The 25,135-nt window shown below is 61.8% G+C and carries 19 protein-coding genes and 1 pseudogene; 7 read left to right on the top strand and 13 right to left on the bottom strand.

Translation table 11 applies throughout. The features are described from left to right. From HDG34_RS39900 to HDG34_RS26290, 4 genes are all read right to left on the bottom strand, one after another. Complete coding sequence (locus HDG34_RS39900; RefSeq protein WP_184063482.1) at window positions 1-624, bottom strand: response regulator transcription factor; 624 nt, start codon at window positions 622-624, stop codon at window positions 1-3. Next, window positions 621-2,597 (bottom strand): ATP-binding protein, encoded by a 1,977-nt coding sequence (locus tag HDG34_RS26300; protein WP_184063479.1) that lies wholly within the window; start codon window positions 2,595-2,597, stop codon window positions 621-623. Before HDG34_RS26300 ends, HDG34_RS39900 begins: the two co-directional genes overlap by 4 nt. A 215-nt stretch (window positions 2,598-2,812) precedes the next feature. Next, entirely contained in the window at window positions 2,813-3,580 is a 768-nt protein-coding gene (locus tag HDG34_RS26295) for a hypothetical protein (protein WP_184063476.1), read from the bottom strand. Between the two features lie 95 nt (window positions 3,581-3,675). Beyond that, on the bottom strand, window positions 3,676-4,065 hold the full coding sequence (locus HDG34_RS26290; protein WP_311734745.1) for a hypothetical protein: 390 nt from the start codon (window positions 4,063-4,065) through the stop codon (window positions 3,676-3,678). On the opposite strand from HDG34_RS26290, the gene HDG34_RS39895 reads away from it, so the two are divergent. From HDG34_RS39895 to HDG34_RS26270, 5 genes and pseudogenes are all read left to right on the top strand, one after another. Continuing rightward, the gene (locus HDG34_RS39895) at window positions 4,052-4,411 is read left to right on the top strand and encodes a hypothetical protein (protein WP_311734744.1); all 360 of its coding nucleotides are present in this window, start codon (window positions 4,052-4,054) and stop codon (window positions 4,409-4,411) included. The genes HDG34_RS26290 and HDG34_RS39895 overlap by 14 nt on opposite strands. A 96-nt stretch (window positions 4,412-4,507) precedes the next feature. Next, on the top strand, window positions 4,508-6,193 hold the full coding sequence (locus HDG34_RS26285) for an arylsulfatase (protein WP_184063572.1): 1,686 nt from the start codon (window positions 4,508-4,510) through the stop codon (window positions 6,191-6,193). A gap of 91 nt (window positions 6,194-6,284) precedes the next feature. Next, window positions 6,285-7,388: an HAD family phosphatase gene (locus tag HDG34_RS26280; protein ID WP_184063473.1), complete on the top strand. Its 1,104-nt coding sequence runs from the start codon at window positions 6,285-6,287 to the stop codon at window positions 7,386-7,388. Between the two features lie 91 nt (window positions 7,389-7,479). Beyond that, window positions 7,480-8,766, top strand: a complete 1,287-nt coding sequence (locus HDG34_RS26275; protein ID WP_221309262.1) for an anaerobic sulfatase maturase — start codon at window positions 7,480-7,482, stop codon at window positions 8,764-8,766. A gap of 229 nt (window positions 8,767-8,995) precedes the next feature. Further along, window positions 8,996-9,613 (top strand): annotated as a pseudogene (locus HDG34_RS26270) (DUF72 domain-containing protein); the annotation flags it as partial. 806 nt (window positions 9,614-10,419) lie between these two features. Here the strand turns inward: HDG34_RS26270 and HDG34_RS26260 are convergent. From HDG34_RS26260 to HDG34_RS26235, 6 genes are all read right to left on the bottom strand, one after another. Next, window positions 10,420-11,097: a M35 family metallo-endopeptidase gene (locus HDG34_RS26260; protein WP_184063470.1), complete on the bottom strand. Its 678-nt coding sequence runs from the start codon at window positions 11,095-11,097 to the stop codon at window positions 10,420-10,422. 4 nt (window positions 11,098-11,101) lie between these two features. After that, window positions 11,102-11,557 (bottom strand): hypothetical protein, encoded by a 456-nt coding sequence (locus HDG34_RS26255; RefSeq protein ID WP_184063467.1) that lies wholly within the window; start codon window positions 11,555-11,557, stop codon window positions 11,102-11,104. Window positions 11,558-12,021: 464 nt separating this feature from the next. After that, on the bottom strand, window positions 12,022-12,261 hold the full coding sequence (locus tag HDG34_RS26250; RefSeq protein ID WP_184063464.1) for a hypothetical protein: 240 nt from the start codon (window positions 12,259-12,261) through the stop codon (window positions 12,022-12,024). A 183-nt stretch (window positions 12,262-12,444) separates the two neighbouring features. Next, complete coding sequence (locus HDG34_RS26245) at window positions 12,445-13,335, bottom strand: transglutaminase family protein (protein WP_184063461.1); 891 nt, start codon at window positions 13,333-13,335, stop codon at window positions 12,445-12,447. Further along, window positions 13,332-15,962, bottom strand: coding sequence for a circularly permuted type 2 ATP-grasp protein (locus HDG34_RS26240; RefSeq protein WP_184063458.1), 2,631 nt, complete (start codon window positions 15,960-15,962; stop codon window positions 13,332-13,334). Before HDG34_RS26240 ends, HDG34_RS26245 begins: the two co-directional genes overlap by 4 nt. Window positions 15,963-15,991: 29 nt before the next feature. Next, window positions 15,992-19,477 (bottom strand): DUF2126 domain-containing protein, encoded by a 3,486-nt coding sequence (locus tag HDG34_RS26235; RefSeq protein WP_184063455.1) that lies wholly within the window; start codon window positions 19,475-19,477, stop codon window positions 15,992-15,994. A 325-nt stretch (window positions 19,478-19,802) separates the two neighbouring features. Here HDG34_RS26235 and HDG34_RS26230 point away from each other — a divergent pair, with 325 nt between their 5' ends. Further along, window positions 19,803-20,903, top strand: coding sequence for a putative zinc-binding metallopeptidase (locus tag HDG34_RS26230; protein WP_184063452.1), 1,101 nt, complete (start codon window positions 19,803-19,805; stop codon window positions 20,901-20,903). A gap of 118 nt (window positions 20,904-21,021) precedes the next feature. Here HDG34_RS26230 and HDG34_RS26225 read toward each other — a convergent pair whose 3' ends face one another. The 3 genes from HDG34_RS26225 to HDG34_RS26215 form a co-directional block, all read right to left on the bottom strand. Then, window positions 21,022-22,326 (bottom strand): DUF3443 domain-containing protein, encoded by a 1,305-nt coding sequence (locus HDG34_RS26225; protein ID WP_184063449.1) that lies wholly within the window; start codon window positions 22,324-22,326, stop codon window positions 21,022-21,024. Between the two features lie 11 nt (window positions 22,327-22,337). Continuing rightward, window positions 22,338-22,787 carry a DUF2844 domain-containing protein gene (locus HDG34_RS26220; protein ID WP_184063567.1) on the bottom strand — a complete coding sequence of 150 codons (450 nt, stop codon included), beginning with the start codon at window positions 22,785-22,787 and terminating at the stop codon, window positions 22,338-22,340. A 520-nt stretch (window positions 22,788-23,307) separates the two neighbouring features. After that, entirely contained in the window at window positions 23,308-23,733 is a 426-nt protein-coding gene (locus HDG34_RS26215; RefSeq protein WP_184063446.1) for a phasin family protein, read from the bottom strand. Window positions 23,734-24,123: 390 nt separating this feature from the next. On the opposite strand from HDG34_RS26215, the gene HDG34_RS26210 reads away from it, so the two are divergent. Next, entirely contained in the window at window positions 24,124-24,576 is a 453-nt protein-coding gene (locus HDG34_RS26210) for a hypothetical protein (protein WP_184063443.1), read from the top strand. Window positions 24,577-25,135 lie beyond the last annotated feature (559 nt).

The following is a 25,135-nucleotide window of genomic DNA, read 5'->3' as shown; positions in this document are numbered from 1 at the left end:
TCAGGTCGAGGCGTGTGCGCGAACAATTGGCTCAGCCAGTATCACCAGATCGGCGAACGAATTGGCGTGCAGCTTGCGCATGAGGTCGGCCCGGCACGATTTGATGGTTCGTTCGCTCACAGCCAGTTCCGCGGCGATCTGCTTGTTAAGGCGACCAGCGACAATGCCGCGCAGTACCACAAGCTCGCGCGCGTTCAGATGGTGTGCGTCGGCCAGTTTGCCTGGCTCGGCCGGAGAAGGAACAACGACTGCGGCCGCGAGCGCATTGTCTATCGCGGCGAAGAGAGTCTGCGCCTCGATTGGCTTGACGAGGAAGTCGCATGCACCTGCCTTGATCGCCATCACCGTTCTGGGAATATCACGGTGCGCGCTGATGAAGACGATGGGCATCTGCCTGCCCAGCCGTTGCAGCGCGTGCTGCAAGTCGAGGCCGCCCGGGCCGGGCAGCTCCAGGTCCAGCAGCAGGCAGCCTCGCGACGGGTCAAAGTCTGCGACGAGAAATTCCCCGGCGCTCGGATAGCCCTTTACTGTATATCCTGCCTGAGTCAGCAGTCGCGTCAAAGCGGTGCGCATGGCGGGATCATCGTCAACGACATGGATGACCGTTGCGGCGTGATCAATCACGGTTGTCCCCCTTGCGGCATCGGCCGAGCCTTCAAGGCGGCCTTTTCAGTGGATGTATCGAACTCTGCCCGAACCGGCGAGAGCGTGTGTCCCGCGACGGACGGCAGCCACACGGTGAAAACACTACCGCCGCCGTCTCGAGGCGCGCCCCAGACCCGTCCACCGTGCGTTGAGACGATAGTGCGCACAATCGAAAGTCCAAGTCCCATGCCCTGCGGTTTGGTCGTGAACAGCGAGTCAAAGAGCCGTTCTGTGGCATCTGCCGGAATGCCGTGCCCACGGTCGGCGACGATCAGCTCGTAGCCTGTTCCCGCCACCCGGGTCGAGATGGAGACAATGCGCTCCGCGACGGGCGTCTCCTCCATCGCGTCCATTGCATTAATGACGAGATTGACCAGTACCTGCTGAAGTTGCACGCGGTCGCCTAGCACGCAGGCGTCTTGCGCCGCTAGATTCGACTCGACGGCGATGCGTCTGCGTCGCGCTTCGAGACCAAGCAAGGCCAGCCCTTCGTCGAACGCCGAATTGAGGTCGAGTGGGACCAGGTCGAGTGTATGCTTTTGCAGGAGCGCCCGAAGTCGCTGCACCACCTGGTTTGCGCGAAGCGCGTCCCGACGTATGTCCGCAAGGATAGAGTGAAGTTCGTCCTCCTCGGGCTCGTCTTCGAGCATCATGCCGGCCGCGTCCGCATTGCTGAGAATCGCGCCAAGCGGCTGGCCGATTTCATGTGCGACAGATGCGCTCAGTTCACCCGCTGAAGCGAGCCGTGCCGCGCGAGCCAGTTCGTCGGATCGCAGCGTTGCTTCATCCTCGGCGATGCGGCGGCGCTTGCGCTGCCAGAGCAAAGCCGCAATGGTCAGCGCCTGCAGCAAAACAACTGCAGCCGCGCCGAGCACGATTACCCGGTACTCCCGCCAGAGCGAAGGGCGCACGTTGATCAACTCACAACCATCGGGCAGTCCGGTCGCGTGTAGCCCGAATCTCTCGATCATCCCGAGGTCCGCAATGCAGTGAGACATGCTGGCCGATGAGACGGCACCTTGGCGGGGCGCCTTGCCGAGCAGAATCGATGCGGCGAGCGCACCGGTATTACGGCCGTTGGCATCGAAGCTGACTACCGAACCCGCCATCATCCCGTGACCGATATAGGTGGGATACCAGCCATATATCGGGGCGCCAGAGACCTTTGCCATCGGCTCGACGACCTCGTAGGGAAAAAAGGTCCGACCGGTGCGATCGCGATACATCGTCGTATAGAGGACGGCCGCGTTACGGTCGAGCGCGGCAAGGCGCTGCTGCAGTTCGGGGACGGCCAGGCCGCTCCACACATCGACGGTCCACTGGCGTGACATGCGCGCACGCGCCGTATCGGCAGCGCGCTGCGCGAACCGGAGGTCCAGTTTCGCCGAGCCGGACACTATGACGAGACGCCGTGCGCCCGGTTGAAGAGTCTCCGCTAGCGCGAGAGTCCCATCGACATCGAAATCCGTCGGCACGTAGGCGAAGGCCGCAGGAATGTCTTTTTTCCGGCTTTCCGCGACACTGGAGATCACGACCGGTACGCCCGGCCAGATCTCGTCGTGGTAGCGCTTCGTAAAGTCGAGTGCAAAGTCTGCTAACCCGATCACTACGTCGACCTGTTTATGTTCGTATTTCCTCTTCAGAAGCGCCAGAAAGCTCGGCATCAATTCGGCGTTGTCGAATCGTAAATCGTCAAGTGAGTCTGTGTAAAACTCCACACCGCCCGGAGCGGCAGCGGCAATCGAATGGCGTATCGCGCGAATCTGCTCCTGGGCCGCCGGCTGGGTGGGGTCCGCGCCTGGCAGAATGACCACCCGCCAGGTGTGTTCCGCATTAGCGCACGTGCAGAAACCGAGCATGACCAGAAACACCCAACGCATAATGCGAGCCTGCGCGAAGGCTCGCCGCGCGCGGGCTGCCGCAACGATCGTCGGGGCGCTTTCCTCTTTCATGGCTCTGACAGGACTTGTGCGTCATGCTAACTATGCCAGAGCCTTTTACCATCCGAACAGCTTTAATCAGTTGATTGTCCGCTAAGGACTACTGTTTCTTTGATATGCAAAGCAGATCATCTATCCGCAGACCGCATAAATCCACATACGCTGTTGACATCGCAGTGCAGCATTCGCGCGATAGGCTATATAGTCCGACGAAGTGGCCGACGTCATCACGGCTTGTGCAAAGATTGCGCGCTGCTAATCAGGTTTTGCGGGATCACACGGATGATGCCGTTGCGAGGGCTATCGATGTCCGCAATCAGCATGAACGAGAGCGACACGGTCAGCGGCATGATCAGCAAGAAGCGGTTTTTGCCGGTCGAATTCTTCACTCCGTAACCCACCAGCACATTGGCGAACACGCCAATCAGCAGCATCATGATCCAGGCGGCCAAGGGAATCCGGTTGAGCCATGCCGCCTGTGTGTAACCTTGCGTGTTGATCACGTCGTTCATGCCCGCCACCGCGAGGGCAACCACCGGGCTGGGCTGCGTCACAGCGCCGCTTCTGGCCGAAGACCACAACCGGCGTTGCAGATCCGCAGTGGCAGCGTCGATCTGCGCGACGCGCTGCGCGTCGCGAGTCTGGTAGTACTCGATTCGCAAGTCGAGATACTGGGCGAGGTCCGCGCGGATTGCTGCGGCTGCACTCTGCGGCAAAAGATCCGCGCGGATAAATTCCGTCCCGATGGCGTTGGCTTCTTCCTCTTCGTAATTCTTTCGCTGGTCGTAGCGGCCTACCGCCATGGACAGACTGAAACCGACGACCAGCGCTAGCAGCGTCAGCGTGGCGGACTGCACAATCCTGAAGTCGTCGAGCGAGTCTTCGTCGAACGTAATTCTCCTACGTAGGACCGAGTTTCCGAACTGGGCGGCCAGCGCCATCAGTGCGAAGGAAGCGACCAGCAGAATGAGGGGATGTCTGATGAGTTGCTGCATGCATTGCTCCCGGTGAATCCACTCGCCCGGCGCGTCACAGCCACGATGCGAGATTGCGGTAGGTACTTTATTAGGCATCACTCACTAGCGACCAGCTATTCAGGGGGTGCAGGGAGGGGGCCAAAGAAAATGGTCTTGAGCCTCTGGTGGCCGATCACTCGCGCCAGTTCGCCGATCGCGCAGTACATAAGAATCAGTGTCACAAGCAGAATCTGGATTGCCCAGAAACGCGCCCAGCTTATATCGGCGATCAGCGCACGATTTGCGACGATCAGGTTGGGGGCTTCCTTCCAGTACTCATATAGTCGTTCCAGATAGTGGACGATGAGCGCGACGATCGCATACATCAAGGTCTTCCACGACACATTCCAGATTAGCGGCTTATCGGGGATACGGTTGATAAACGGTAGCATATCGGCGACGGGAACCGATTTCCCTAGTATTAGCGAGGCGACCAGCACGGACGTCGTCGTGGGAATCGACAAGCCGGTGCCTTTTACCATCAGGCTGCGAATCAGCGACACAACATGGAGAATAAAAAAGAAAAAACAGAGTCGGCGGCATCGCCTTCATGATTTCGCGCTTGATTTTGCCGGGCAGCGTGCTCACGATCCGATCCTCTCTTCCACAGGCGGCTATCGATGGGAAGCCCGCCAGCGGCGGACGAGCGTCGTCATAACAGGTGAATTTCAGTTACCGTCCCGGCCGGGGACGCCGATGACGTATCGCCCGGCAACTGCACAGATCAATGTAGTGGCCATCTATGTGAAAGAAAAGGCACGAATCTCGTATTGCCCGAAGGGGCAATCGGCTTGCCCCAAGTACCTATAGCACCGCACTGCCTTCCGGGCAAAAAATGCGCAGTGTCGAACATGCTATCGCGCAGAGGGAATGTCGATACCTGTCAATTGATACCCGGGATACATGATGAAACCTGAAACATGCTTCGTGGCGCCAGCTAGGCCGGTCAAACGCGCGCCTTTCGCTTTGGTGGCCGCCGCGTTGTTGAGCGTTGCGATAAGCGGCCAGGCACAAACGGATTCGCAGCAGCCCACGCGGCCTAACATCGTGCTGATTGTAGGCGACGACGTGGGGTGGGGTGATCTTGGTGCCTACGGCGGCGGTGAGGGGCGCGGTATCCCGACTTCCAACCTCGATAGACTGGCTGATGAGGGCATGACATTTTTCGACTTCTATGGCCAGCCGAGCTGCACGCCAGGCCGGGCGGCCCTTCAGACTGGCCGCAACCCGAATCGTAGTGGCATGACGACCGTAGCGTTTCAGGGGCAAGGCGGCGGCCTGCCTCATGCGGAATGGACGCTGGCTTCCGTGCTGAAACTCGCGCACTACAGCACGTATTTCACGGGTAAATGGCACCTCGGCGAAGCGGACTACGCCCTTCCGAATGCACAGGGCTACGACGACATGAAGTACGTAGGCCTGTATCACCTGAATGCGTACACATATTCCGACCCCAAATGGTTTCCTGAGATGGATCAGCAGACCCGCGACCTGTTCATCAAGGTGACTACGGGCATGCTCTCCGGCAAGGCGGGTGAAAAGCCTCACGAAGACTTCAAGCTGAACGGCCAGTATCAAAATGAGCCAGACAAACGAGTTGTCGGAATTCCGTTTGTCGATCGATACATCGAGAAAGCCGCACTCGACGATATCGACGATGCCGTCCAACGTGGACAGCCTTTCTTCATCAACGTGAACTTCATGAAGGTCCACCAGCCGAACATGCCCGATCCCGACTACATCGGCAAGTCTTTGTCGAAGTCCAAATACGCCGACTCGCTGGTTGAACTGGACGCGCGTGTCGGTCACATCATGGACAAGCTTCGCGAGAAAGGACTAGACAAAAATACGCTCGTATTCTTCACGACGGACAACGGCGCCTGGCAGGACGTTTATCCAGATGCGGGCTACACCCCCTTCCGCGGCACCAAGGGGACCGACCGCGAAGGTGGGGCACGTGTTCCTGCCATCGCGTGGTGGCCCGGAAAGATCAAACCGCACACGAGAAACTTCGACATCCTGGGTGGTCTCGACTGCATGGCGACCTTTGCAGCATTGGCGGGCGTAGATTTGCCCAAAAATGATCGTGAAGGCAAACCGATCGTGTTTGACAGCTACGACATGTCGCCCGTGCTGTTTGGCACAGGCAAGAGCAAGCGTAATGCGTGGTTCTACTTCACCGAAAACGAACTGACGCCGGGTGCCGTGCGGGTCGGACAGTTCAAGGCGGTGTTCAACCTGCGCGGAGATGGAGGCAAGGATACGGGCGGTCTGGCGGTGGACACCAATCTCGGCTGGAAGGGACCGGAGAGCTACGTCGCCACCGTTCCGCAAGTATTCGATCTGTATCAGGACCCTCAGGAGCGTTACGACATCTTCATGAACAACTATACGGAGCACACCTGGACACTTCCTACCTTCAATGCCGCGGTCAAAGGTCTGATGCAGACCTACGTCAAGTATCCGCCGCGCAAGCTGCAAAGCGAAGGGTATTCCGGGCCGATCACTCTCACACAGTACGAACGGTTCAAATACATTCGGGACGAACTGAAAGAGAATGGCTTCAACATCCCGCTGCCAACTGGAAACTGATCAGCTGAATGTGCCGGACGATCGGAGCGCGCTCCGCTTGTCCAGGGGTGGCAATGCGCGAGGTGATACTTTCAGCTGGCTGAGGATAACAATGCGTATCATCGAACATCGCACGTGGTCACGGCATGCGTCGCGTCATCTGGCGGGATTGATCTTATGCGCATGCGCGGCGATGAGCGCGTGTGTCAGCCACGAAGCGCCGTCAGCGGATTCTGCGATGGCGCACGCACAGCAGCAGGCGCTTTCAAGAGAGCTATCGACGAAAGCATTGCCTTCGTGGCAGGACGGCGCTGCTCGGGATGCCATTTTGAAGTTCATCGCCGACGTGACGCGCAAAGGTTCGGCAACCTACGTGGCGCCAGAAGCACGAATCGCGGTCTTTGATAACGACGGCACGCTCTGGAGCGAGCAGCCTATGCCTTTCCAGTTGTCGTTCATGATCGAGCAGGTGAAGGCCGCCGCGTCACGACACCCCGAGTGGCAAAACAATCCTGCATTCAAGGCACTTGTCGTGCACGACACGGCTGCGCTCGCGCAGAACCGGAATGCACTCCTGAAGATTATCGGTGTGGCCAATAGCGGCATGACGACTGACGAATACGACCAGTCCATCCGTACATGGCTGGCCAGTGCGAAACACCCGACGCTGAACCGTTCCTATACCGAACTCGTCTATGGGCCGCAACTCGAACTGCTCGATTTACTGCGGACGAACGGCTTTAATATCTGGATCGTTTCGGGCGGTACGGCGGAGTTCATGCGCGTGTGGGTGACCGAAGCGTACGGCGTGCCGCCTGAACAGGTGGTAGGCACCGAAGAGAAGCTGAAGTATGAAGTCCATGACGGCAAACCCGTGCTGATACGTCAACCAGGCTTTGATTTTGTCGACGACGGACCGGGCAAACCTGTCGGCATTTTTCGCGCGATTGGCAAGCGTCCGATCCTCGCAGTCGGCAATTCCGATGGCGATCGGGAAATGCTCGAATACACAGCGAGCGGGCCCGGCGAAACGCTTGCACTGCTGGTGCATCATGACGACCCCGAGCGCGAGTTCGCCTACGACCGCCAATCTTCAATGGCACGGCTCGACAAGGCGTGGGACCAGGCCGTTGCGCGCGGCTGGGTTGTTGTCAGTATGAAGCGGGATTGGAAGACGGTGTACGCCCCGCTTCGAGGACAGCGATCGTCGCAATGACCGACCTTACCGATTCGCGTTGTATTTACCGCTGACTGCCTGCGGCCACGATGCGCACACACTGCCCGAAGTTGATCTCTGGAGCCAACCCATGCAGAACAGCCATGACGCGAACGCTGAACAGCCAGTGATCTTCTACCCGGCGCGATCGTCTGAAGCGGAGCCGGCCGTACCCGAGCAGAAAGGACGCTTTCATGCGATGGCCAAGCCCATTGGCTCGACCTGCAATATCGATTGCACGTATTGCTACTACCTGCACAAGGAGCACCTGCTTAACCAGCATCGTGGTCGTCGAATGGAACCGTCCATGCTGGAGCGCTATATCCGGCAGTACATCGAAGCGCAGAACGGCGACGAGATCATATTTTCATGGCAGGGCGGTGAGCCGACCATGCTCGGCATTGCGTTCTTTCATGACATCGTGGAGATTCAGAAGCGGCATACCCCCGCGAACCGCCGGATCTCGAATGACCTTCAGACCAACGCGACCTTGCTCAACGACGAATGGTGCGAGTTCCTCAAGGAGAATAACTTCCTGGTCGGCGTGAGTATCGACGGGCCGCGTGAATTGCACGATGCTTTCCGGTTGGACCGGAAAGGACAGCCGACTTTCGATAATGTGATGCATGGGATCGGTCTGCTAAAAAAGCATGGTCTAAGATTCAATACGCTCACCGTCGTCAACCGCCTTAATGCGAAGCGGCCCGTGGATGTCTACCGGTTTTTACGTAACGAAATCGATTCGACCTACATCCAGTTTATTCCCTGTGTCGAACCGAACAATTTCCATAGCGTCGCACCACAGCATTGGCCAGCAGAGTCGATGCCGATGCTGGGAAGCGCAGCGGCAAAGCCGGGGCAACCAGACTCTGTCGTGACCGAGTGGTCAGTCGATCCCGACGATTGGGGCTACTTCCTTTCGCGAACCTTCGACGAGTGGTATAGAAAGGATGCGGGCCGTGTTCTGGTGAACCTGTTCGAGACGGCCGTCGTACAGACCTTGGGCAAGCCCGCGCAAACCTGCGTGACCGCCCAGTTTTGCGGTAAGGCACTGGCGATCGAGCACGACGGTGAAGTCTACTCATGCGACCACTACGTCTACCCTGCCTACTCGCTGGGGAACATCCGCGAGAGACACCTGGGTGAGATGGCTTTTTCAGCGGACCAGCAGAACTTCGGCTATGCAAAACGAAATGCTCTCCCTGCGTTTTGTCGACAGTGCAAGTATCTGAATCTGTGCTGGGGCGAGTGTCCGAAGAATCGCTTTGTGCGGAGCCCGGACGGTGAACCTGGCTTGAACTATCTCTGTTCAGGGATTCGCCGGTTTTTCGACCATGCGGGCCCGGCCCTCAGGCAGTTGGCGAAACAATCCGCGTGATCGTCGCACGTCTGCACTTGAGCAGCAAGGGCGAGCCTTTGATCACGTAGAGCCCCTATCCCAAAGGGTGTCGACGAGAGATTTCGATGCGGCGTCGCGCGACCCTGAATCATCGTGATGGGACGTGCGATTTCTGTGTGCGAACCCTGCGGGACTGTTACACGTACTGCGACCGATACGCCGACGGATGCATAGTCGTGCGTGTTCGGGAAGGGGAATCGATTGCGAATTCCGGCTCTCCACCGGCCACCAGACCGAGCCCATGTTTTTCCTGAAGGATCTGCAGGCCGAATTGCCGAACACCGGCAAGAAGAATCTCTATTACAAGGATGTACCGCCGCCAGTTATCGAGGAACTGTGGGCGCGCTTCTTTGCGGCCCTGCAGCCACTGCACGTGGGGGGCAAACTCGGCGCGGTGCTATTCCAGTTTCCGCACTGGATAACCGCAGTACCGAAAGCGATGAGGCACGTCGAGCACTGCGCCGAGCGCATGCACCCGTTTGTGACCGCGTTCGAATTTCGGCACGAGAGCTGGTTCAGCGAGAAGCACCGCGAGTCAACGCTTGCGATGGAGCGTGAACGCGGGATCGTTCACGTGATTCTGGATGCGCCGGAAGGCATGACGAAGCGCGCGCACTCAGTTTGGGAAGCGACGTCGCCCGAACTCGCGATCGTACGGCTGCATGGCCGCGACGCGTCGACATGGAGCGGCGCCGAGTCGGCGGCGGAACGGTTCAACCATGACGATAGCGACGACGAGCTTCGCGAACTCGCGCCACCGATTGAGGACATTGCGGGGCGCACGGCGCGCACACACGTCCTGTTCAACAACTGCTATCGCGATATCGAAGCTGCCGAGCCGGTGATCGGCGACGTAACCATCAATCACGAACAGCCCGCGCAATACAAGCGCACCAGCAAGGTGGCGAGCTTCCAGCAATCCGGCTCGGCAGATGCGCAACCGCTGCCGCCGCTGCACGATGTTGAACTGAGCTGGATGGGTCCTAACGGCTTCGTGCTGACCGGCATCGAGTTCATCGGTGATATCGCCTATGCTCGGTCGTGGTGGTGCCCGGCCGCTGCATGCCTCGGCGCGCGATCTGTGATTCTGTTTCACGCTGGAATGAAAAGGCCCCGCCGAGGCCGGGCCCTATTCGTGTGCTTACGGGTTGATAACCTTGGTGCGTGGGGTCACTCTTGGATCGTTGCACATCCATGCGCAGCTACCTTTACAGATCGGATGCAACTCAACTTCGATCTGGCGGACAGCGAGTTCACCGTCAGCCCGCTTCACCACGAACCCATCCGTAAGAGTTTTCGGCACGATATAGATATTCTCACTTCTGATACCGAGCTTCCTCAAATACGCTTGCACGTTTGCCCCGCGGCGCTCCTGCAAAACGTCAAGATCGTGCTCGCCAATATATGCTCCGGCCATCACAATCGCCTGAATCTGCACGTCAGGCCACTTCTTTGCCTCTTCCACCGCCTCTGCGATTGCGCGCCGATTTTCCTTTGAAAGTTCAACCGTGTTGAATGGCAACTCAATAGCCGCTACCTCTCCGATAGTACAAGCAATAACCGGGCGTCCCAAGCAAAACCACACGGCAAGCAATGCCGCGAGAAGGCCACCGCGCAAAATCGGTTGTCTACTCATGGTGCGATATTTACTCCATCGAATGTCGCTATGTAGCCAGCGATGCTGTCCGCGTTGCCAATCGCCTGATGAGGCTTATTTCTCGCGAAGATCATCGCCCCCGCTTCGCTGTCGAGATACATGTGGTCTTGCGAATTAAAAGTGTCTGTGAAGTGCGTACATTCGTGGATTATCGTCTTGACCTTGCATATTCCCCACAACTGGGCAAATGGACTTTCACAAAACTTCGAGTAAATAGCGATAACCCGTTTTTCCGAATCTGGTTTGCAGACTGCGGCGTGATTGACGCCCGAATCCGGCGTGACCGCACACGACAGGTGCCTGTTTGTTTCACTGTCCCATCGCACAATCCTTTCTGGCTCAAGTTGCTGCATCGCTGCAAGCAATCTCGGAAGCCCTTCGCTAAGTACCCTCTTTGCATGTACGTCCGCACTTGCAAAGAAGTTCGTCAGCCGGTCCTGCTCTTTCGTGTCCCAACGTGCAAGGCCCTCAATGCGTTTTTTGATTAACTCGACGCCGATATCGCGTGCCCGCATAGCCTGTCTGCGAAACTCCTTGTTGGTCATGTTCGGGCAGATAGAGATCGTGTTGATCGTGACGTCCCTATTTGAACCAGGAGTCGTGTTTGTAAAAGCAGTGTCATCGAGTGTTACCCATTCGGTGTTGTCGTTCACTTTGCTAACGCTCCACTTCAATCGTAAGAAACTTGAAACCCTGCGTTGTAACGCGAGAAGTCTGCCCGGCTGCGTTTGTCTTGCCGCTACAGATTTCTTTGCCTTCGGCGAGAATCCGGTATCGCACATCTGGTACAGGGTTGCCGTTGTAATCCCTAATCGTGAACCGTTCATCGAACGGGCCTGCAGGTCGATTGCGACAGAGGCACCCCTCGCCTTGCCCTAACGCCTGCCTCATGTCGTAACCGGATGGGGGAGCCCTGATCGCATTAATCGGAATCCGCTCCCCGGATTTAGGATTTGTCGTCATTGCACGAGGCATATCAGGCCACTCTTTGTATATCTTGAATGTAATACGGCAATCAAGACATTCCCGGTTATCTGATCCCTCGAACATATCCGCAAAGCGAGCCTTCATTTCTGCAATGATCGCCTCTGCGGAGCGCATCCTTTCATACATTGGACCCTCCCATAGGTTAATTCGCGCTCTCAGACCATCAGACCATTGAGCACGCGTAAGAGCACCATCAGTTACCCTCCGCGTTATGGTTCAGATCGAATACAACTGAAGCCTATCCCGCGGGAAAAATTCGCCGGATTCGACATTCAGACCCATTGCAGACGATATTGGCGTGAAGTTTAAGTAGACTAAATAGGTGATACGGCAAAGCAGGCATTCTTCCTTGCCCACGGCACCATCCTGTTTCAGTTTTCCCACTAGACCTCTTCTGTTTTCCAGAAAAACATCTATCGAATAAACCATTTAAACGGGTCACCGTCAATGACTTTAATTCGAGATAATCCGGTTTTGACAGATATTCACAATTGCTCTGGCCATCTCATTTTCAGGTGCAGTTTTCCAATATCACCGTCCAACAAAAAAAGCGGCATTGAGCCGCTTTTACCGTAAGTGACCGACGCCGGTCAGTGCTTTGCCCATGAAGCGTCCATAGCCGCCAGTTTCCCGTTCGCGCCCTGCGCAGGGTCAGCGAGAAGCGCTGCCGCGTCCGCCGGTGTCAGTTGGCGGTTAGGAAGCCGCTTGGCGTCGAGCGCAAGCACGGTGAACAGTTCCTGATCGGTGCGATTGGTCGCGTGGTAGTTCTCGCCGATCTGGATCATGAACTCCAGCAGGTTGCGGCGTTCGTGTCTTTCCTCGACAGTCACAGCAGGACTTCTAGCGGAGCCTGAATTGCGCGAGAGGGCCAATAGTCGTAGCTGGTCGATCAGCGTTCCGGGCCACAGACAGTCAACGCGATTCGGCTTTATTCGCGTTCTGCTCGGCAATGAGTTGCGGGGCGAATAGTTGGCCGACCTCGGTCCAATACCGGCCCCGAACCGCGCCCGCAATCACAACTCCAGCACCGTCACCCCGACTTCCATCCGATGCGCGCCGCCGCCAAGAATCGTCCCGCGAAGCAGTGACACGTCGCTATAATCGCGCCCGATCGCGAGCGTCACATGATCCAGATCGGCGAGCACGTCATTGGTCGGATCGAGATCGATCCAGCCGCTGGCCGGACAATGCACCGATACCCAAGCGTGCGAAGCATCCGCGCCAATCAGGCGCGGGTGTCCCGGCGGCGGATCGTTGCGCAGATAGCCGCTGACGTAGCGGGCGGGCAAGCCAAGCGAGCGCAGACAGCCGATCATCACTTGCGCGAAATCCTGACACACGCCGCTCTTCAGCTCAAACGCGCGTTCGGCCGGCGTGTCGAACAGCGTCGCCGACGGCTTGTACGCGAAGTCCTCGTGAATCCGATGCATCAGATCGATCGCGCCCGCGACGAGCGACCGGCCGGGCGTGAAGCTCGGCAACGCATACGCGCGCAGCGACGGCCGCAGCGCAATATTCGGCGAAGCGAAGCAGTACTCCGCCTCGGCACGGAACGCGCCGCCCAAGCGAAACCGCAGCGCCTCGGCCACCGTCTCCCAGGGCGGGGTGGCCTCGGCGTCGAGGTTGGTCCAGCGCGGCGTCAGCGCGACCGTGGTTTCGCTGACGAGTTGCAGGCGCTCGTGCGGTGTATCGAGCGCGAAGTACAGCACGTCGTTGCCGAATGCGTCGATGCGGCTATGCTGATACGACGGCTGCGGCTCGATCCGCTCGCTGCGTGAGATCACACGCTGCCACGGACACGCGAGCGGCCGGATCGTCGCCAGATGCTGCGCGGTTTCGACATACGTCGAGTAATGGTAAACAGTGCGATGCGAAACAGACAGCACCGTCGACGCGTTCTTCATGCCCACACCTGCGAGGCAACCGTGGTCGCGTGACTGAAATAGCGCGCGCTGATCTCATGCGCGGCCGCATTGGCGAAGCTGCCGATCTGATCGCACAGCGCAATCAGCTTGCCATACGAGCCCTGTTCGTCGACCTCGCACAGCGATTCGAGCGTCGGCAGCGATTCGACGGGCGGCAGCAGCTCCGCGAACGGCCGATGCCGCACGCTGCCCGCCGCGATGGCGATCTCGTCGAGTTTGTTGCGCAGGCGTTCGTACACGCCATAAATGCCGCGCGGATTATGCGGTTCGATCACGAGCAGATCGAGCAGCGCCGGCACTTCGAAACGTCCCGGATACAGCGAGCGATACGTGAGCGTGCTGTCGAACATTTGCAGCAGCAGATCGAAGCCGGCCGGCGTCGCGAGTTGGCCGTTCACGGCGACGCCGCGCATGAACGCGGCCATCGTCGCGACGCGCTCGATATGACGTCCGACGAACAGCAGCCGCCACGCCTCATCACGCGTCATGCGGTCGCCTTGCGCACCGCTGATCGCCGAGAGCTGCACCGACAGATGCTCGAGCGCATTTGCGAGCGTCATGCGGTCGTAGCGATCGAACGCATTGCCGCTGCTCGTGGCACCCGCGCCGCCGTTGCCCGCGCCCACGGCTGGCGACAACACCTGCAACGCGTCCTGAAAGTCGTTGCGCGCCGCGAGGATCATGCGCCAATGATCATTCGACAAACGCCCGCGCACCTCGCCGTTCGCGCGCGCCTGGCAATTGAGGTTCTGGCTGATGCTGACGCTGCCCGCGCTCTCGCTGAGATTCGCGACGAGCGCGCGCTCGAACGTCTGCGGCGACGGCAGCCCGTGCGGCGACGCCAGGTCGCCAGGCTGCACGAGGCCGCACCATGTCGCGAGTTCGACCAGCGTCGCGAACATCGAATCGGCGTCGTTGCCTTCGAGCGAGCCGAGAATCAGCCGCAGCAGACGCACGTTGTTTTCCGCCCGCTCGCCGTAACGGCCCGCCCAGAACAGGTTCTCCGCGGCACGGCTCGATACCGTACGATGCTTGCGCGTGAGATCGGCGGGCTGCATCGGCGAAGGCAGCAGTGTGAAGGTCGAGCTTGGCTGGCTCGACAGCACCCAGGTATCGACGCTGCTGCCGCCGTGCTGCATCGATACCGTGGTCTGACGCTCCGCGGCCATGCGCGTGAAACCGCCCGGCATCACGTGCCAGCCGCCGTTGACGTCGGCGATCGCATAGACGCGCAGCACCGACGGCCTTCCGCCGATCGTGCCCTCCTCGAAGCGCGGCGTGCAGGAAAAGCGCTGCTCCTGCTGGATCGTGAACGCGTCGGGCAACGCGTCGATGCGCTCGCGCCATGTCGCGAGCGGCTGCCTGCCCCCTTCGATGCCGGGCGGCGCGTCGCGCCCCGTGAGCGGCCAGGTCGGCACGATGAACGCGTCGTCGAGATGCGCGAACGCATGCTCGCGCGCGGCCCGTTCGCCGCACCACCAGGTCGGCACGCCGGGCAGCAGCAGCTCTTCGCCGAGCAACGCTTCGGCGATACCCGGCATGAAACCGTGCAACGCCGGCGACTCGGCGAACCCCGAGCCCGGCACGTTCGACACGATCACATTGCCCGCGCGCATCACCTGCAACAGCCCCGGCACGCCGATCGTCGAATCGGCGCGCAGTTCGATCGGGTCGCAGAATGCGTCGTCGAGACGGCGCAGCACGACGTGCACGCGTTCGAGGCCGGCCAGGGTCTTCAGATAGAGCCGGTCGCCGCGCACGGTCAGATCCTTGCCTTCGACCAGCGTGACGCCGAGATAGCGCGCCAGAAACACATGCTCGAAATAGGTTTCGCTGTACGGCCCAGGCGTGAGCAGCGCGATATGCGGTGACGCGTCGGCGCTTTCCTCGTTGCGCATCGTCGCTTGCGCGGCCTGCACGAGCGTCGCGATCAGTTGCGAATAGAGCGGCGCGAGCCGGCTCACGCGCAGCGAGCGGAACGGCTCCGCGAGGAGCGTCGAGACGATCAGGCGGTTTTCGAGCGCGTAGCCGAGGCCGGACGGCGCCTCGGTGCGATGCGCGATCACGCTCCACTCGCCGCCCGGCGTACGCGCGAGATCGAGCGCGACGACCTGCAGATACTGACCGCCGGGCGGCGTGAAGCCCTTCACCGAACGCAGATAGCCCGGATGGCCGAACACCAGCGCGGGCGGCAGTCGGCCATCTTCGAGCAGCGTCCGCGGTCCGTAGATGTCGGCAACGATCGCGTTGAGCAGATGCGCGCGCTGCGCGACGCCGCGCTCGAGATGCGCCCACTCGGCCTCGCTGATCAGGAACGGCAGGAGGTCGAGCGCCCATGGCCGTGACTTGCCGTTGTCCGCGTAGACGTTGTAGCTGATGTCGTTGTCGCGGATCTGCTGCGCGATCGACGCGTGATGGTCCGCGAGCCGCGCCACGCCGTCTTCGTCGAGCAGTGCGAAGAACTGCCGCCACGGCTCGCGCAGCGCGCCCGACTCGTCACGCAGCTCGTCCCAATGTCCGTCATGACCCGGCAGCAATCGCAACAGGGACGAAGCGTCCGCCGGCAGCGCGGACGCCTCGAAGGGCAAAGTCGATTGAAAGGCCAAGGTCGTGTGATGTCAGTGATGCGTGTTTTTCAACTGTGGCGCAGATCGAGTGTGAACGGAAACTCGAGGCTGCGCTGCGGCGTGCCCACGGCGAGCGGCCCCGGCGTATGACCCGACGCGAAGAAACGCGAGCGTCGCCGGCTTTCCGCCTCGTAGGCGTTGACCGGGAAGGTCTGATAGGTGCGCCCGCCCGGATGAGCGACATGATACTGGCATCCGCCGAGCGAGCGGCCGCTCCATGTGTCGACGAGGTCGAACGTGAGCGGCGCGTGTACGCCGATCGTCGGATGCAGCGCCGAGGGCTGCGACCACGCGCGAAAACGCACGCCGGCCACGTACTCGCTGACGCGGCCGGTCGGCTGCAAAGGCACCGGCACGCCGTTGACGCTCAGCACGTGACGATCGCCGTTCAACCCGAGCGCGCGCACCTCGAGCCGCTCGACCGACGAATCGACATAGCGCACCGTGCCGCCGCTGGCGCCCTCCTCGCCCATCACGTGCCATGGTTCGAGCGCATTGCGGATCGTCAGGTCGATGCCGCTCAGCGTCATCTCGCCGACGAGCGGGAAGCGGAATTCGAAGTGCGGCGCGAACCACGCGCTATCGAAGGCGAAGCCGGCTTCGCCGAGCTCGGCGAGCACGTCGTCGAAATCCATCTTCACGAAGGTGCCGAGCAGGAAGCGATCGTGCAACTCGGTGCCCCAGCGGGTGAGCCGCTGCGTGTACGGCATGCGCCAGAATCGCGCGACCAGTGCGCGCAGCAGCAGTTGCTGCACGAGACTCATGCGCGCGTGCGGCGGCATCTCGAAGCCGCGCAGCTCCAGCAGGCCGAGGCGGCCGGTCGGGCCGTCGGGCGAATACAGCTTGTCGATGCAGAACTCGGCGCGGTGCGTGTTGCCGGTCACGTCGATCAGGATGTTGCGCAGCGCGCGGTCGATCATCCACGGCGGCAGGTTGCCGCTGTCGCGGCCGCCGAGCAGATCGACCTGGCGTTGCAGTTCGGAGAACGCGATCTCGAGTTCGTAGACCTGATCGTTGCGCGCTTCGTCGACGCGCGGTGCCTGGCTCGTCGGTCCGATGAACAGCCCCGAGAACAGATACGACAGCGACGGATGGTTGTGCCAGTACGCGATCAGGCTCGCGAGCAGATCGGGCCGGCGCAGGAACGGGCTGTCGGCCGGCGTAGCGCCGCCGAGCACGAAGTGATTGCCGCCGCCGGTGCCAGTGTGGCGCCCGTCGAGCATGAACTTCTCGCTGCTCAGATAGCTGTGCGCGGCCGACTGATAAAGGTACTCGGTGTGATCGACGAGCTCGTCCCAGTTCGCGGCCGGATGAATGTTGACTTCGATCACGCCGGGGTCCGGTGTCACCTGCAGCACTTTCAGACGCGGATCGCGCGGCGGCGGATAGCCTTCGAGCACGATCTGCATCTTCAGCTCCGCGGCCGTCGCTTCGACTGCGGCGAGCAGGTCGAGATAGTCGTCGAGATCGGTCAGCGGCGGCATGAATACGTGCAGCAGCGTACGGCCGCTGCCGAACGAATCGGCTTCGGCTTCCGGGCCGGCCGCGCGTTTCGGGTCGCGCGCCTCGACGCACACCGCGGTACGCAGCGTGTCCTTCGACGATTCGCCAAGCGCGGGCAGCGATTCGTCATGGCGCTGCGACGCATACGCGAGCACGCCGCCGTACGGCATGCCGCTCAGCAGATCGGCCGCCGGCAGCGACAGCGCGGCCGCCTGCCGCGCGCTCGTCTGTTCCTCGGCGATCTGCCGGCCCGCGCGCCCGCCTTCGTACTGCACGCGCAACTGCGCGGCCGTGCGCAGCGGCTGCGGCGGTGCGAACGGATCGTGCGCGTGCTGATACGGATAGTCGGTCTTCGAGACCCACGGCAGCGATTCGAGCGGCAGCCGGTAGCCCATCGGCGAATCGCCGGGAATCAGATACATGCGGTCGTCGCGGAAGAACCAGCGGCCCGTGATCCACGTCGGCGTGATGCCCGGCGCGCCGCGCTCGCGGCCGAGCGGCAGCACGTAGCCTGACGGACTCGCGAGCCCCGCGTCGAACACGCGCCGCAGTCGCACGCGTTCGAGCTCGTCGTCCAGACGCGCGTCGAACGGATCGACGTTCACCGGCAGGCGGCGCTCGCGCCACAGGTAGTACCAGGTGTCTTCGTAGCCGGGCTGGATGCAGTCGGGGTCGAGCGACAGCTTCGCGGCCAGATGCGCGATGAAGCGTTGCGCGTCGGCGGCCGTGTAGCGGCCCGGCTCGCGTTCGTCGGCGAACAGGGCCGGGTTGTGCCAGCACGGCTGGCCGTCGGCGCGCCAGTACAGCGACATCGCCCAGCGCGGCAGTTGCTCGCCCGGATACCACTTGCCCTGGCCGATATGCAGGAAGCCGTTCGCGCCGTAGCGCTCGCGCAGCCGGTCCACCAGCGCGACCGCGTAGCCGCGCTTGGTGGGTCCAAGCGCGTCGGTGTTCCATTCGGCGGCGTCGCGATCGCGCACCGATACGAAGGTCGGCTCGCCGCCCATCGTCAGTCGCACGTCCATGTCGGCGAGTTCGTAGTCGACCCGCGCGCCCATCTTCAGCACGTCGTGCCACGCGGCTTCGCTATACGGCTTCGTGACGCGCGGCGACTCGAGCACGCGTTCGATCGACATCGTGTGTCCGAACTCGACCTCGCTTTCGTCGACCGCACCCGAGATCGGCGCCGCGCTGCCCGGCTCCGGCGTGCACGCGACCGGTATGTGCCCTTCCCCCGCGAACAGCCCCGAGGTCGGATCGAGCCCGATCCAGCCCGCCCCTGGCAGGTAGACCTCGCACCACGCGTGCAGGTCGGTGAAGTCGACCTCGGTGCCGCTCGGGCCGTCGATCGATCTGAGGTCGGGCGCGAGCTGCAGCAGATAGCCCGACACGAAGCGCGCCGCGAAGCCGAGCTGCCGCAGCGTCTCGACGAGCAGCCAGCCCGAATCGCGGCACGAGCCCGCCGCATTGGTCAAGGTTTCCTCCGGCGTCTGCACGCCCGGCTCCATCCGGATCAGGTAGCGGATCTCGCGTTGCAGCCGCTGGTTCAGCGCCACCAGGAAGTTCGCGGTACCGGCCGGCGTGCGGTCGATGCTCGCGACGAACCCGGCGAAGCGCGGCGTCATCGGCCGCTTCACACGGTAGGGCGCGAGTTCGGCCGCCAGCTCCGGCGCGTAGTCGAATGGAACTTGCTCGGCCGATGGTTCGAGAAAGAAGTCGAACGGGTTGTAGACGGCCATTTCGGCGACCAGATCGACGCTCACCTTGAACTCACGGGTCTGCTCGGGAAACACGAGCCGCGCCTGATAGTTGGCGAACGCGTCCTGCTGCCAGTTGATGAAGTGCCTCGCGGGTTCGACGCGCATCGAGTACGACAGGATCGGCGTACGACAATGCGGCGCGGGCCGCAGCCGCACGACCTGGGGTGACAGCGTGACCAGCCTGTCGTAGCGGTAATGAGTAACGTGATGCAACGCGACGCGTATGGACACTCCGGACTCCTCGACGAAGGGGGGCAGCCCGCCAAAAAAGCAAGCTCTATGCCGTTGCTGGACAAACCCGTATGAATCGTTTGGTGTTGTCTGAACTGCGTTTGCGTTGCGTACCTCGCGCCCTGCCGCGGGCTCGCCTCGGACCGTGCACCAAAGCGGCGCAGCGCCGATGCACGATCATGACCGTACTGTGCGTTAAAGCGGTGACGTCTGGCAATCGCGGCATGAAGATTGCGACCGGCTTTCGTCCGCTATCGCGTTGATGATGGCGCTTACCATGGCTCATCATCGCAAACGACATAGCACCGATCACGAGGCCCGCCCGATGAAAACTTTCCACTGCAATCGCTGCGCGCACCTCGTGTTCTACGAGAACGTCCGCTGCGAGCGCTGCGAGTCGCTGCTCGGCTATCTGCCTGAACTGCGGGAAATCAGCGCGTTCGGGGACGCCGGCGACGGCCGCTGGCGCAGCCTGCATCCCGAGGCGAATGGCGCGCTGTTCCGACAATGCCACAACTACGCGGTCGAAAACGTCTGCAACTGGATGATCCCAGCCGATTCGCCCGACACGCTGTGCCACGCCTGCCAGTTGACCAGCACGATTCCGAACCTGAGCGAACCGGAAAACCGGCTCTACTGGTACCGGCTCGAAGTCGCGAAGCGGCGTCTGCTGTACACGCTGGGCGAGCTTGGCCTCGACGTGCGATCGCGCGACGCGGACCCCGAGCGCGGTCTCGCCTTCGAATTTCTCGCCGACGGCGGCGCCGGCAAGCCCGTGATGACCGGTCACGACAACGGGCTGATCACGCTGAACATCGCCGAGGCCGACGACGCGCATCGCGAGAAAGTGCGCGCCGCGATGGGCGAGCCGTACCGCACGCTGCTCGGCCACTTCCGCCACGAGACGGGCCACTACTTTTTCCGCCACCTGATCGAAACCGAGCCGCGCTGGCTCGAACCGTTTCGCAAGCTGTTCGGCGACGAGCAGGCCGACTACGGCGAAGCGCTGGACGCCTACTATCGCGACGGCGCGCCGGCCGACTGGCAGGCGTCGTACATCAGCGCTTACGCGACGATGCATCCGTGGGAAGACTGGGCGGAGACATGGGCGCACTATCTGCTGATCGTCGACGTGCTCGACACGTCGACGTCTTACGGCCTCGCGCTGCTGCCCGACGATCCGAGCGAGCCGACGCTGACCGACCGCACGCCGGTCGAGGACGCGAGCTTCGGCAATCTGATGAAGCGCTGGTTTCCGCTCACCTATGCGCTGAACAGTCTGAATCGCAGTCTCGGCATGCCCGACGGCTATCCGTTCACGCTCGCCGCGCCGGTGGTCGACAAGCTGCGCTTTGTGCATCGCGTGATCGCGGCAGCGGGTGACAAGCGCGACAAGCGGGGCGACCGCGAGCCAGCAAGCGCATAAAAAAGCCCGCCGCCGGACCAGCCGGCAGCGGGCGCTTATGACGCTCATCATCGAGCCGCGAGCAACCGGCTACACGCGCTCGGCTCGCCACTGCAATACGCGACTTCGGTACGCCACTTCAGTACGCCACATAAGGCCCCGTCCCACCGGGCGTCGACTGCTGCTCGATCGCCGCGTAGACATTGCGACCGTAGAAGAACGGCAGCCCCCAGTCGAACACCGTCGACGTGACGAATGCCGGGCCCGCGAGCAGCGGCAATGCCGAGTCGCCGCTATCAGTCTGCGCGATCGACATCGCATTGCCGACGCTGAACGTCACCGCGCTCGTCGTGCCATTCACGCCTTCGATCATCGCGCTCAACTGCTGCGTCGAGCTCGGGCAGTAATAAGCGCTGTTCGGGCTCGCGCAGGCCGGCATCAAGGTGGTCTGGAAGAAGAGTCCCGTCGAGCCGCTGTCCATAATGCTGCGCGTATACGTGGTGCCGTTCTGCACCGTCGTGAACGTGCCGTTCGACGGGCTCACACCGACCACCTGCGCCCCGCCGAGCGCATTGTTGCTCTGCGTGCCGATGCCGAACACGAGTTGCCCCGACACCGATGGCGCGCCGCCCGGCACGGTAGGCAGACTGAGCATCGAGCCGTTGTTGTCGGTCGCGAAGTACGGCACCGGATTGGCGACCTGGTACGTCTGCGCGAGCGGTATCGACGTGCAGCTGGTGCCGCCGCAACCATAGTAGGTCGCGGGGATCGCCTGCTGCACGCAGTTCGCGCCGCAGTCGTGCTTGAACACGCCGATGCCGAGAATGCCGTTCGCCTGCAAGGCGGCCGGCGTATTGCGCGCCGCGCCGACGGCCGCGCAATCGCCCGGCAGCGACGCGTAGCCCGGATCGATCACCTGGATCGGCAGCGCAGCGGCTTTCTCGCCGGCGATCTGCACATCGGCGAGCTTCACCGCGCCCCACGTGTAGCCGTCGAAGAACTGCATGCATTCGGCAACCAGGTTGCCCGAGCCGTCCTGCTGCTGCGGCAGGCTCATCGACGCGGGCAATTGCGACGCGAACACGCGCACGCCCCACGAGCCGGTATCGACGAGCACGTGATCGATCGTCTGGCAGTTGCTGGTGCCGGGCGCGCAGATCGTGATGCTGACGAACGGCATGTTCGGCACGTTGCTGACGCCCGAGTCGACCGTCACGCGCACCGCGTTGGCGGCCAGCACCTGCGGCGACGGCGACGTGTTGGTCACGGTCGAACCCGACGAGCTGGTCGAGCTGCCCGAACCGTTCGAGTTGCTGGAGGTGCTCGAATTGGCCGTGGTGCTCGCGCTGCCGCCCCCGCCGCCGCCGCACGCGCTCAACAGCAGCGCCAGAACCACGAGGGGCGCCGCGCCCAGCAGAGTCATCCACGAAGACCTGGATCGCATGATTCGCTCCGTTATTGAATAACGCTGACGTCGACGCCCGCGGGCACCGCCTGCGGCAGATAGGCGTAGCCGGTGAACGCGCGCAGATGGCCGCTCGAGAACACCACGAGGTCACTGTTCGAGACCGCGAGCGGCGCGCCGCGGCGCGCCGCGCTGGCGGCGACGTAGGCATCGAAGGACGCGCCGAGCATTGCCTTCAGATCGGGCAGCGTCGGACCATCCCACGCGACGCCGAACACGATGCCGTTGGCCGCCACGTATTCGCGCACCTCGGTGCCGGACGGCAGCGTCAGCGCATACACCGAATACGCGCCCTGTGCGCTGGCCGCGCGAGCAACCGCATGCAGGCGCGTCCGATCGCCGTCGACGGTGCTGGCGTTCTGGCCGAGCGTCGCGTGCGCGCCGAACGGCAACGCGCAGCTTGCCCCGAGCATTGCGCAGGCAATGCGGGTGAGAAGCATCGGTTTCAAGAGATTTCCTTCGAGGTGAAACGCCGCGACCTGCATGTAGCCGATCACAAACGCGAGACTAGGGGCGCACACCTGACCGGCAAAGCCGGTTGCCTTCACGCCGGTTTGGCTGCGTGAATGCGTCTACGGAAAGGCGAGGCGAAACTTTAGTCAGGGGAATGGCGCGTGGCAAGCGTTTGCGGCGCGATTGAAACTGTTCGGAGTTGTTGAATCGATCGACCGGGTTTGATCAGCGTGGGCAAAAGCCTTTTGGCGACAATGCTTTGACGCTTATTCGGTTTCCGTCTGACATTTAGAACTGACCGACTGCGGAAATTGCGGCCGCCACGCGTAAAAGTTGCGAACGTGAGCAGCGCTTGTTCATCGATGTAAGCGTCTGCTGAATAACGAGCGGGCGGAGTCCGCATTCCTCTGGCTACATGAGGCTTGCAACGCAAATCCCGACGGGCAAAAAAAGCGGAGGGCCTGGCGGCCCTCCGCGTCATAGATCGTCCGGAACTCGCGGCGTGCGCTACTTCTTCTGTTGCTGAAGAAGCGACTTCAACTCCTGCACGTTCTCCTCGACGCGTTTCGCGATCACCCCATACGACTCCGCCTGGGTCTGATACGCAGCTTGTGCAAGCTGTTGCATGTCGGCGAGCGATTTGTGCAGGCTCTGCTGGATCAGCTCCGCGGTTTTGCTCGACGGCGCGGTGCCGGCCGCCGTGAGCTGCGCAGTCAGCGCCTGTAGCTCGCCCAGCGTGGTGCGCAGCATGTCGGCCTGTTTCTGCGCGAGCGACTGCATCCCCTGGAATGCTGTCTGATTCGCCTGAACCAGCGCTTCCATGTCCTTTCGGCGCGCTTCCATGATGGCGGGCACGTCGAAGCCGGGGAGCTTGAACTGCTCCAGCATTTTGGTTAGATCGCCAAACGGATTGGCTGCATCGGGTCGGTCCATGCGAAATCCTCCTTGCGGTTGAAGACTCATCGCCTCTGCGTCGCCCGCACCAGGCGCGACGCCGATGCCGGCGGCTGCGTGTGCCGCGCGTGCCGCCACAGCAAGGTGCTTTTGGGGTCGCACGGCACATCGGAGCAATCATGCGCTATCCGGCTGGGTTGCGCCAGCGGACTCACCCTGGCGAAAACCGGTTCACGGCAACGTGCGTCGCTTCGGGGTCTGCGCCGCAGAGCCGCGCGCCGCTACGCCGCGCTCCGCTAGGCCGCGCGCCGCGAAAGGCTCGGAAAGTTACTGAATGGCTTTCGTAACCCGACGAATCAGCGGGTCGACTATCGTTGCGAGGAGCCGGTCCATCGTGGCGCCGGCGCTGTTTTCGATGGGAGCGACATCATGAGAAACGCATTCTTCGGCGCGGCCGTGGCCGCGGTTCTTGGCATCATCGCGACGGCCGCGCTCGCCGACGACGGCATGCCGCCGCCCCCGCCCGCCGCTATGCGCGACGGCGGCCCGCGCGGCGACGGGCCGCCGGGGCATGGTCCGATGAGGGGTCACCCGAGCCCAGCTTTCGCGGTGATCAATGATCTCGAACAACTGCGCCGTCTATACGCGCTAAACGGTCATGAAGGCGAGATCGTCGCCGTCTACCACGACGTGCTGAACAAGACCCAGGACCCGATGCTGCGTCACTACGTGTACGACTCGCTAGCGCGCGAGCAGCTGAAGCCCGCCAATCCCGAGCAGGCGATCGCGACGCTACGCACGAGTCTCGCCGAAGATCTCGTGGCGGCGAACAAGGCCCCGCATGGCACGCCGCCGGGTCAGCCAGCGGCACAACCGCAATAAATTCTCATCGCGAATTGCGAATAAAGCGCCGCGCCACGTGGCGCTTTTTCTTTGCGCCGGAGCATGCGAGCGCGATCGAGCGACCGCTGCATCGCCGCATCTCGTCCGTGCGCTCCCGCAGCCCCGCCCCGCGCGGCTTTCCGGGACTACGTTGCCTGTCCCACATTGGCGCTTCACTGATGCTTTTCATCTTCCGTCAGGTGATTACGATAGGAGCTCCGCAACGTCAGGGCAGGGTGAAGGAATGCGCTATCCAATGGACATGGCCATTGCCGCCGCCCTGCTAGTTTTCGTCCTGTGCTGCATCGTCAAGCTCGCTTTGAGCTGATCGGCGGCTCGACGTCCGCGCGCTCTTCTTCGTCTCGCCGTGACATCGCTCGAAATAATTGTTGAATGGAGTTCGGCGAGCCGCTCACCCATACTTCGTTCGCTGCCGGTGCGTGACGAATCACAGACGCATGAGATCGAAAGGCTTCACGTGCGAATCCCTTCGCCGATGATCGACGATCCCACGGTTGCCCGATCATCGGCGATGGACTCGAACAGACTGGCACCGCGT

The sequence above is a fragment of the Paraburkholderia sp. HC6.4b genome (assembly GCF_014200875.1).
Classification (GTDB): Bacteria; Pseudomonadota; Gammaproteobacteria; order Burkholderiales; family Burkholderiaceae; genus Paraburkholderia; species Paraburkholderia tuberum.
Note: the sequence above shows the minus strand (reverse complement) of the source record. Positions and strands in the feature narration are given on the sequence as shown.

Bases quoted from the DNA above. Each gene is read 5' to 3' on its own strand.
- HDG34_RS26280 (WP_184063473.1), top strand. From the start codon at position 6,285: ATGCGTATCATCGAACATCGCACGTGGTCACGGCATGCGTCGCGTCAT.
- HDG34_RS26225 (WP_184063449.1), bottom strand. From the start codon at position 22,326: ATGCGATCCAGGTCTTCGTGGATGACTCTGCTGGGCGCGGCGCCCCTC.
- HDG34_RS26230 (WP_184063452.1), top strand. From the start codon at position 19,803: ATGAAAACTTTCCACTGCAATCGCTGCGCGCACCTCGTGTTCTACGAG.
- HDG34_RS26210 (WP_184063443.1), top strand. From the start codon at position 24,124: ATGAGAAACGCATTCTTCGGCGCGGCCGTGGCCGCGGTTCTTGGCATC.
- HDG34_RS26285 (WP_184063572.1), top strand. From the start codon at position 4,508: ATGAAACCTGAAACATGCTTCGTGGCGCCAGCTAGGCCGGTCAAACGC.
- HDG34_RS26255 (WP_184063467.1), bottom strand. From the start codon at position 11,557: ATGTATGAAAGGATGCGCTCCGCAGAGGCGATCATTGCAGAAATGAAG.
- HDG34_RS26245 (WP_184063461.1), bottom strand. From the start codon at position 13,335: ATGAAGAACGCGTCGACGGTGCTGTCTGTTTCGCATCGCACTGTTTAC.
- HDG34_RS26275 (WP_221309262.1), top strand. From the start codon at position 7,480: ATGCAGAACAGCCATGACGCGAACGCTGAACAGCCAGTGATCTTCTAC.
- HDG34_RS26295 (WP_184063476.1), bottom strand. From the start codon at position 3,580: ATGCAGCAACTCATCAGACATCCCCTCATTCTGCTGGTCGCTTCCTTC.
- HDG34_RS26215 (WP_184063446.1), bottom strand. From the start codon at position 23,733: ATGGACCGACCCGATGCAGCCAATCCGTTTGGCGATCTAACCAAAATG.
- HDG34_RS26300 (WP_184063479.1), bottom strand. From the start codon at position 2,597: ATGAAAGAGGAAAGCGCCCCGACGATCGTTGCGGCAGCCCGCGCGCGG.
- HDG34_RS26220 (WP_184063567.1), bottom strand. From the start codon at position 22,787: ATGCTTCTCACCCGCATTGCCTGCGCAATGCTCGGGGCAAGCTGCGCG.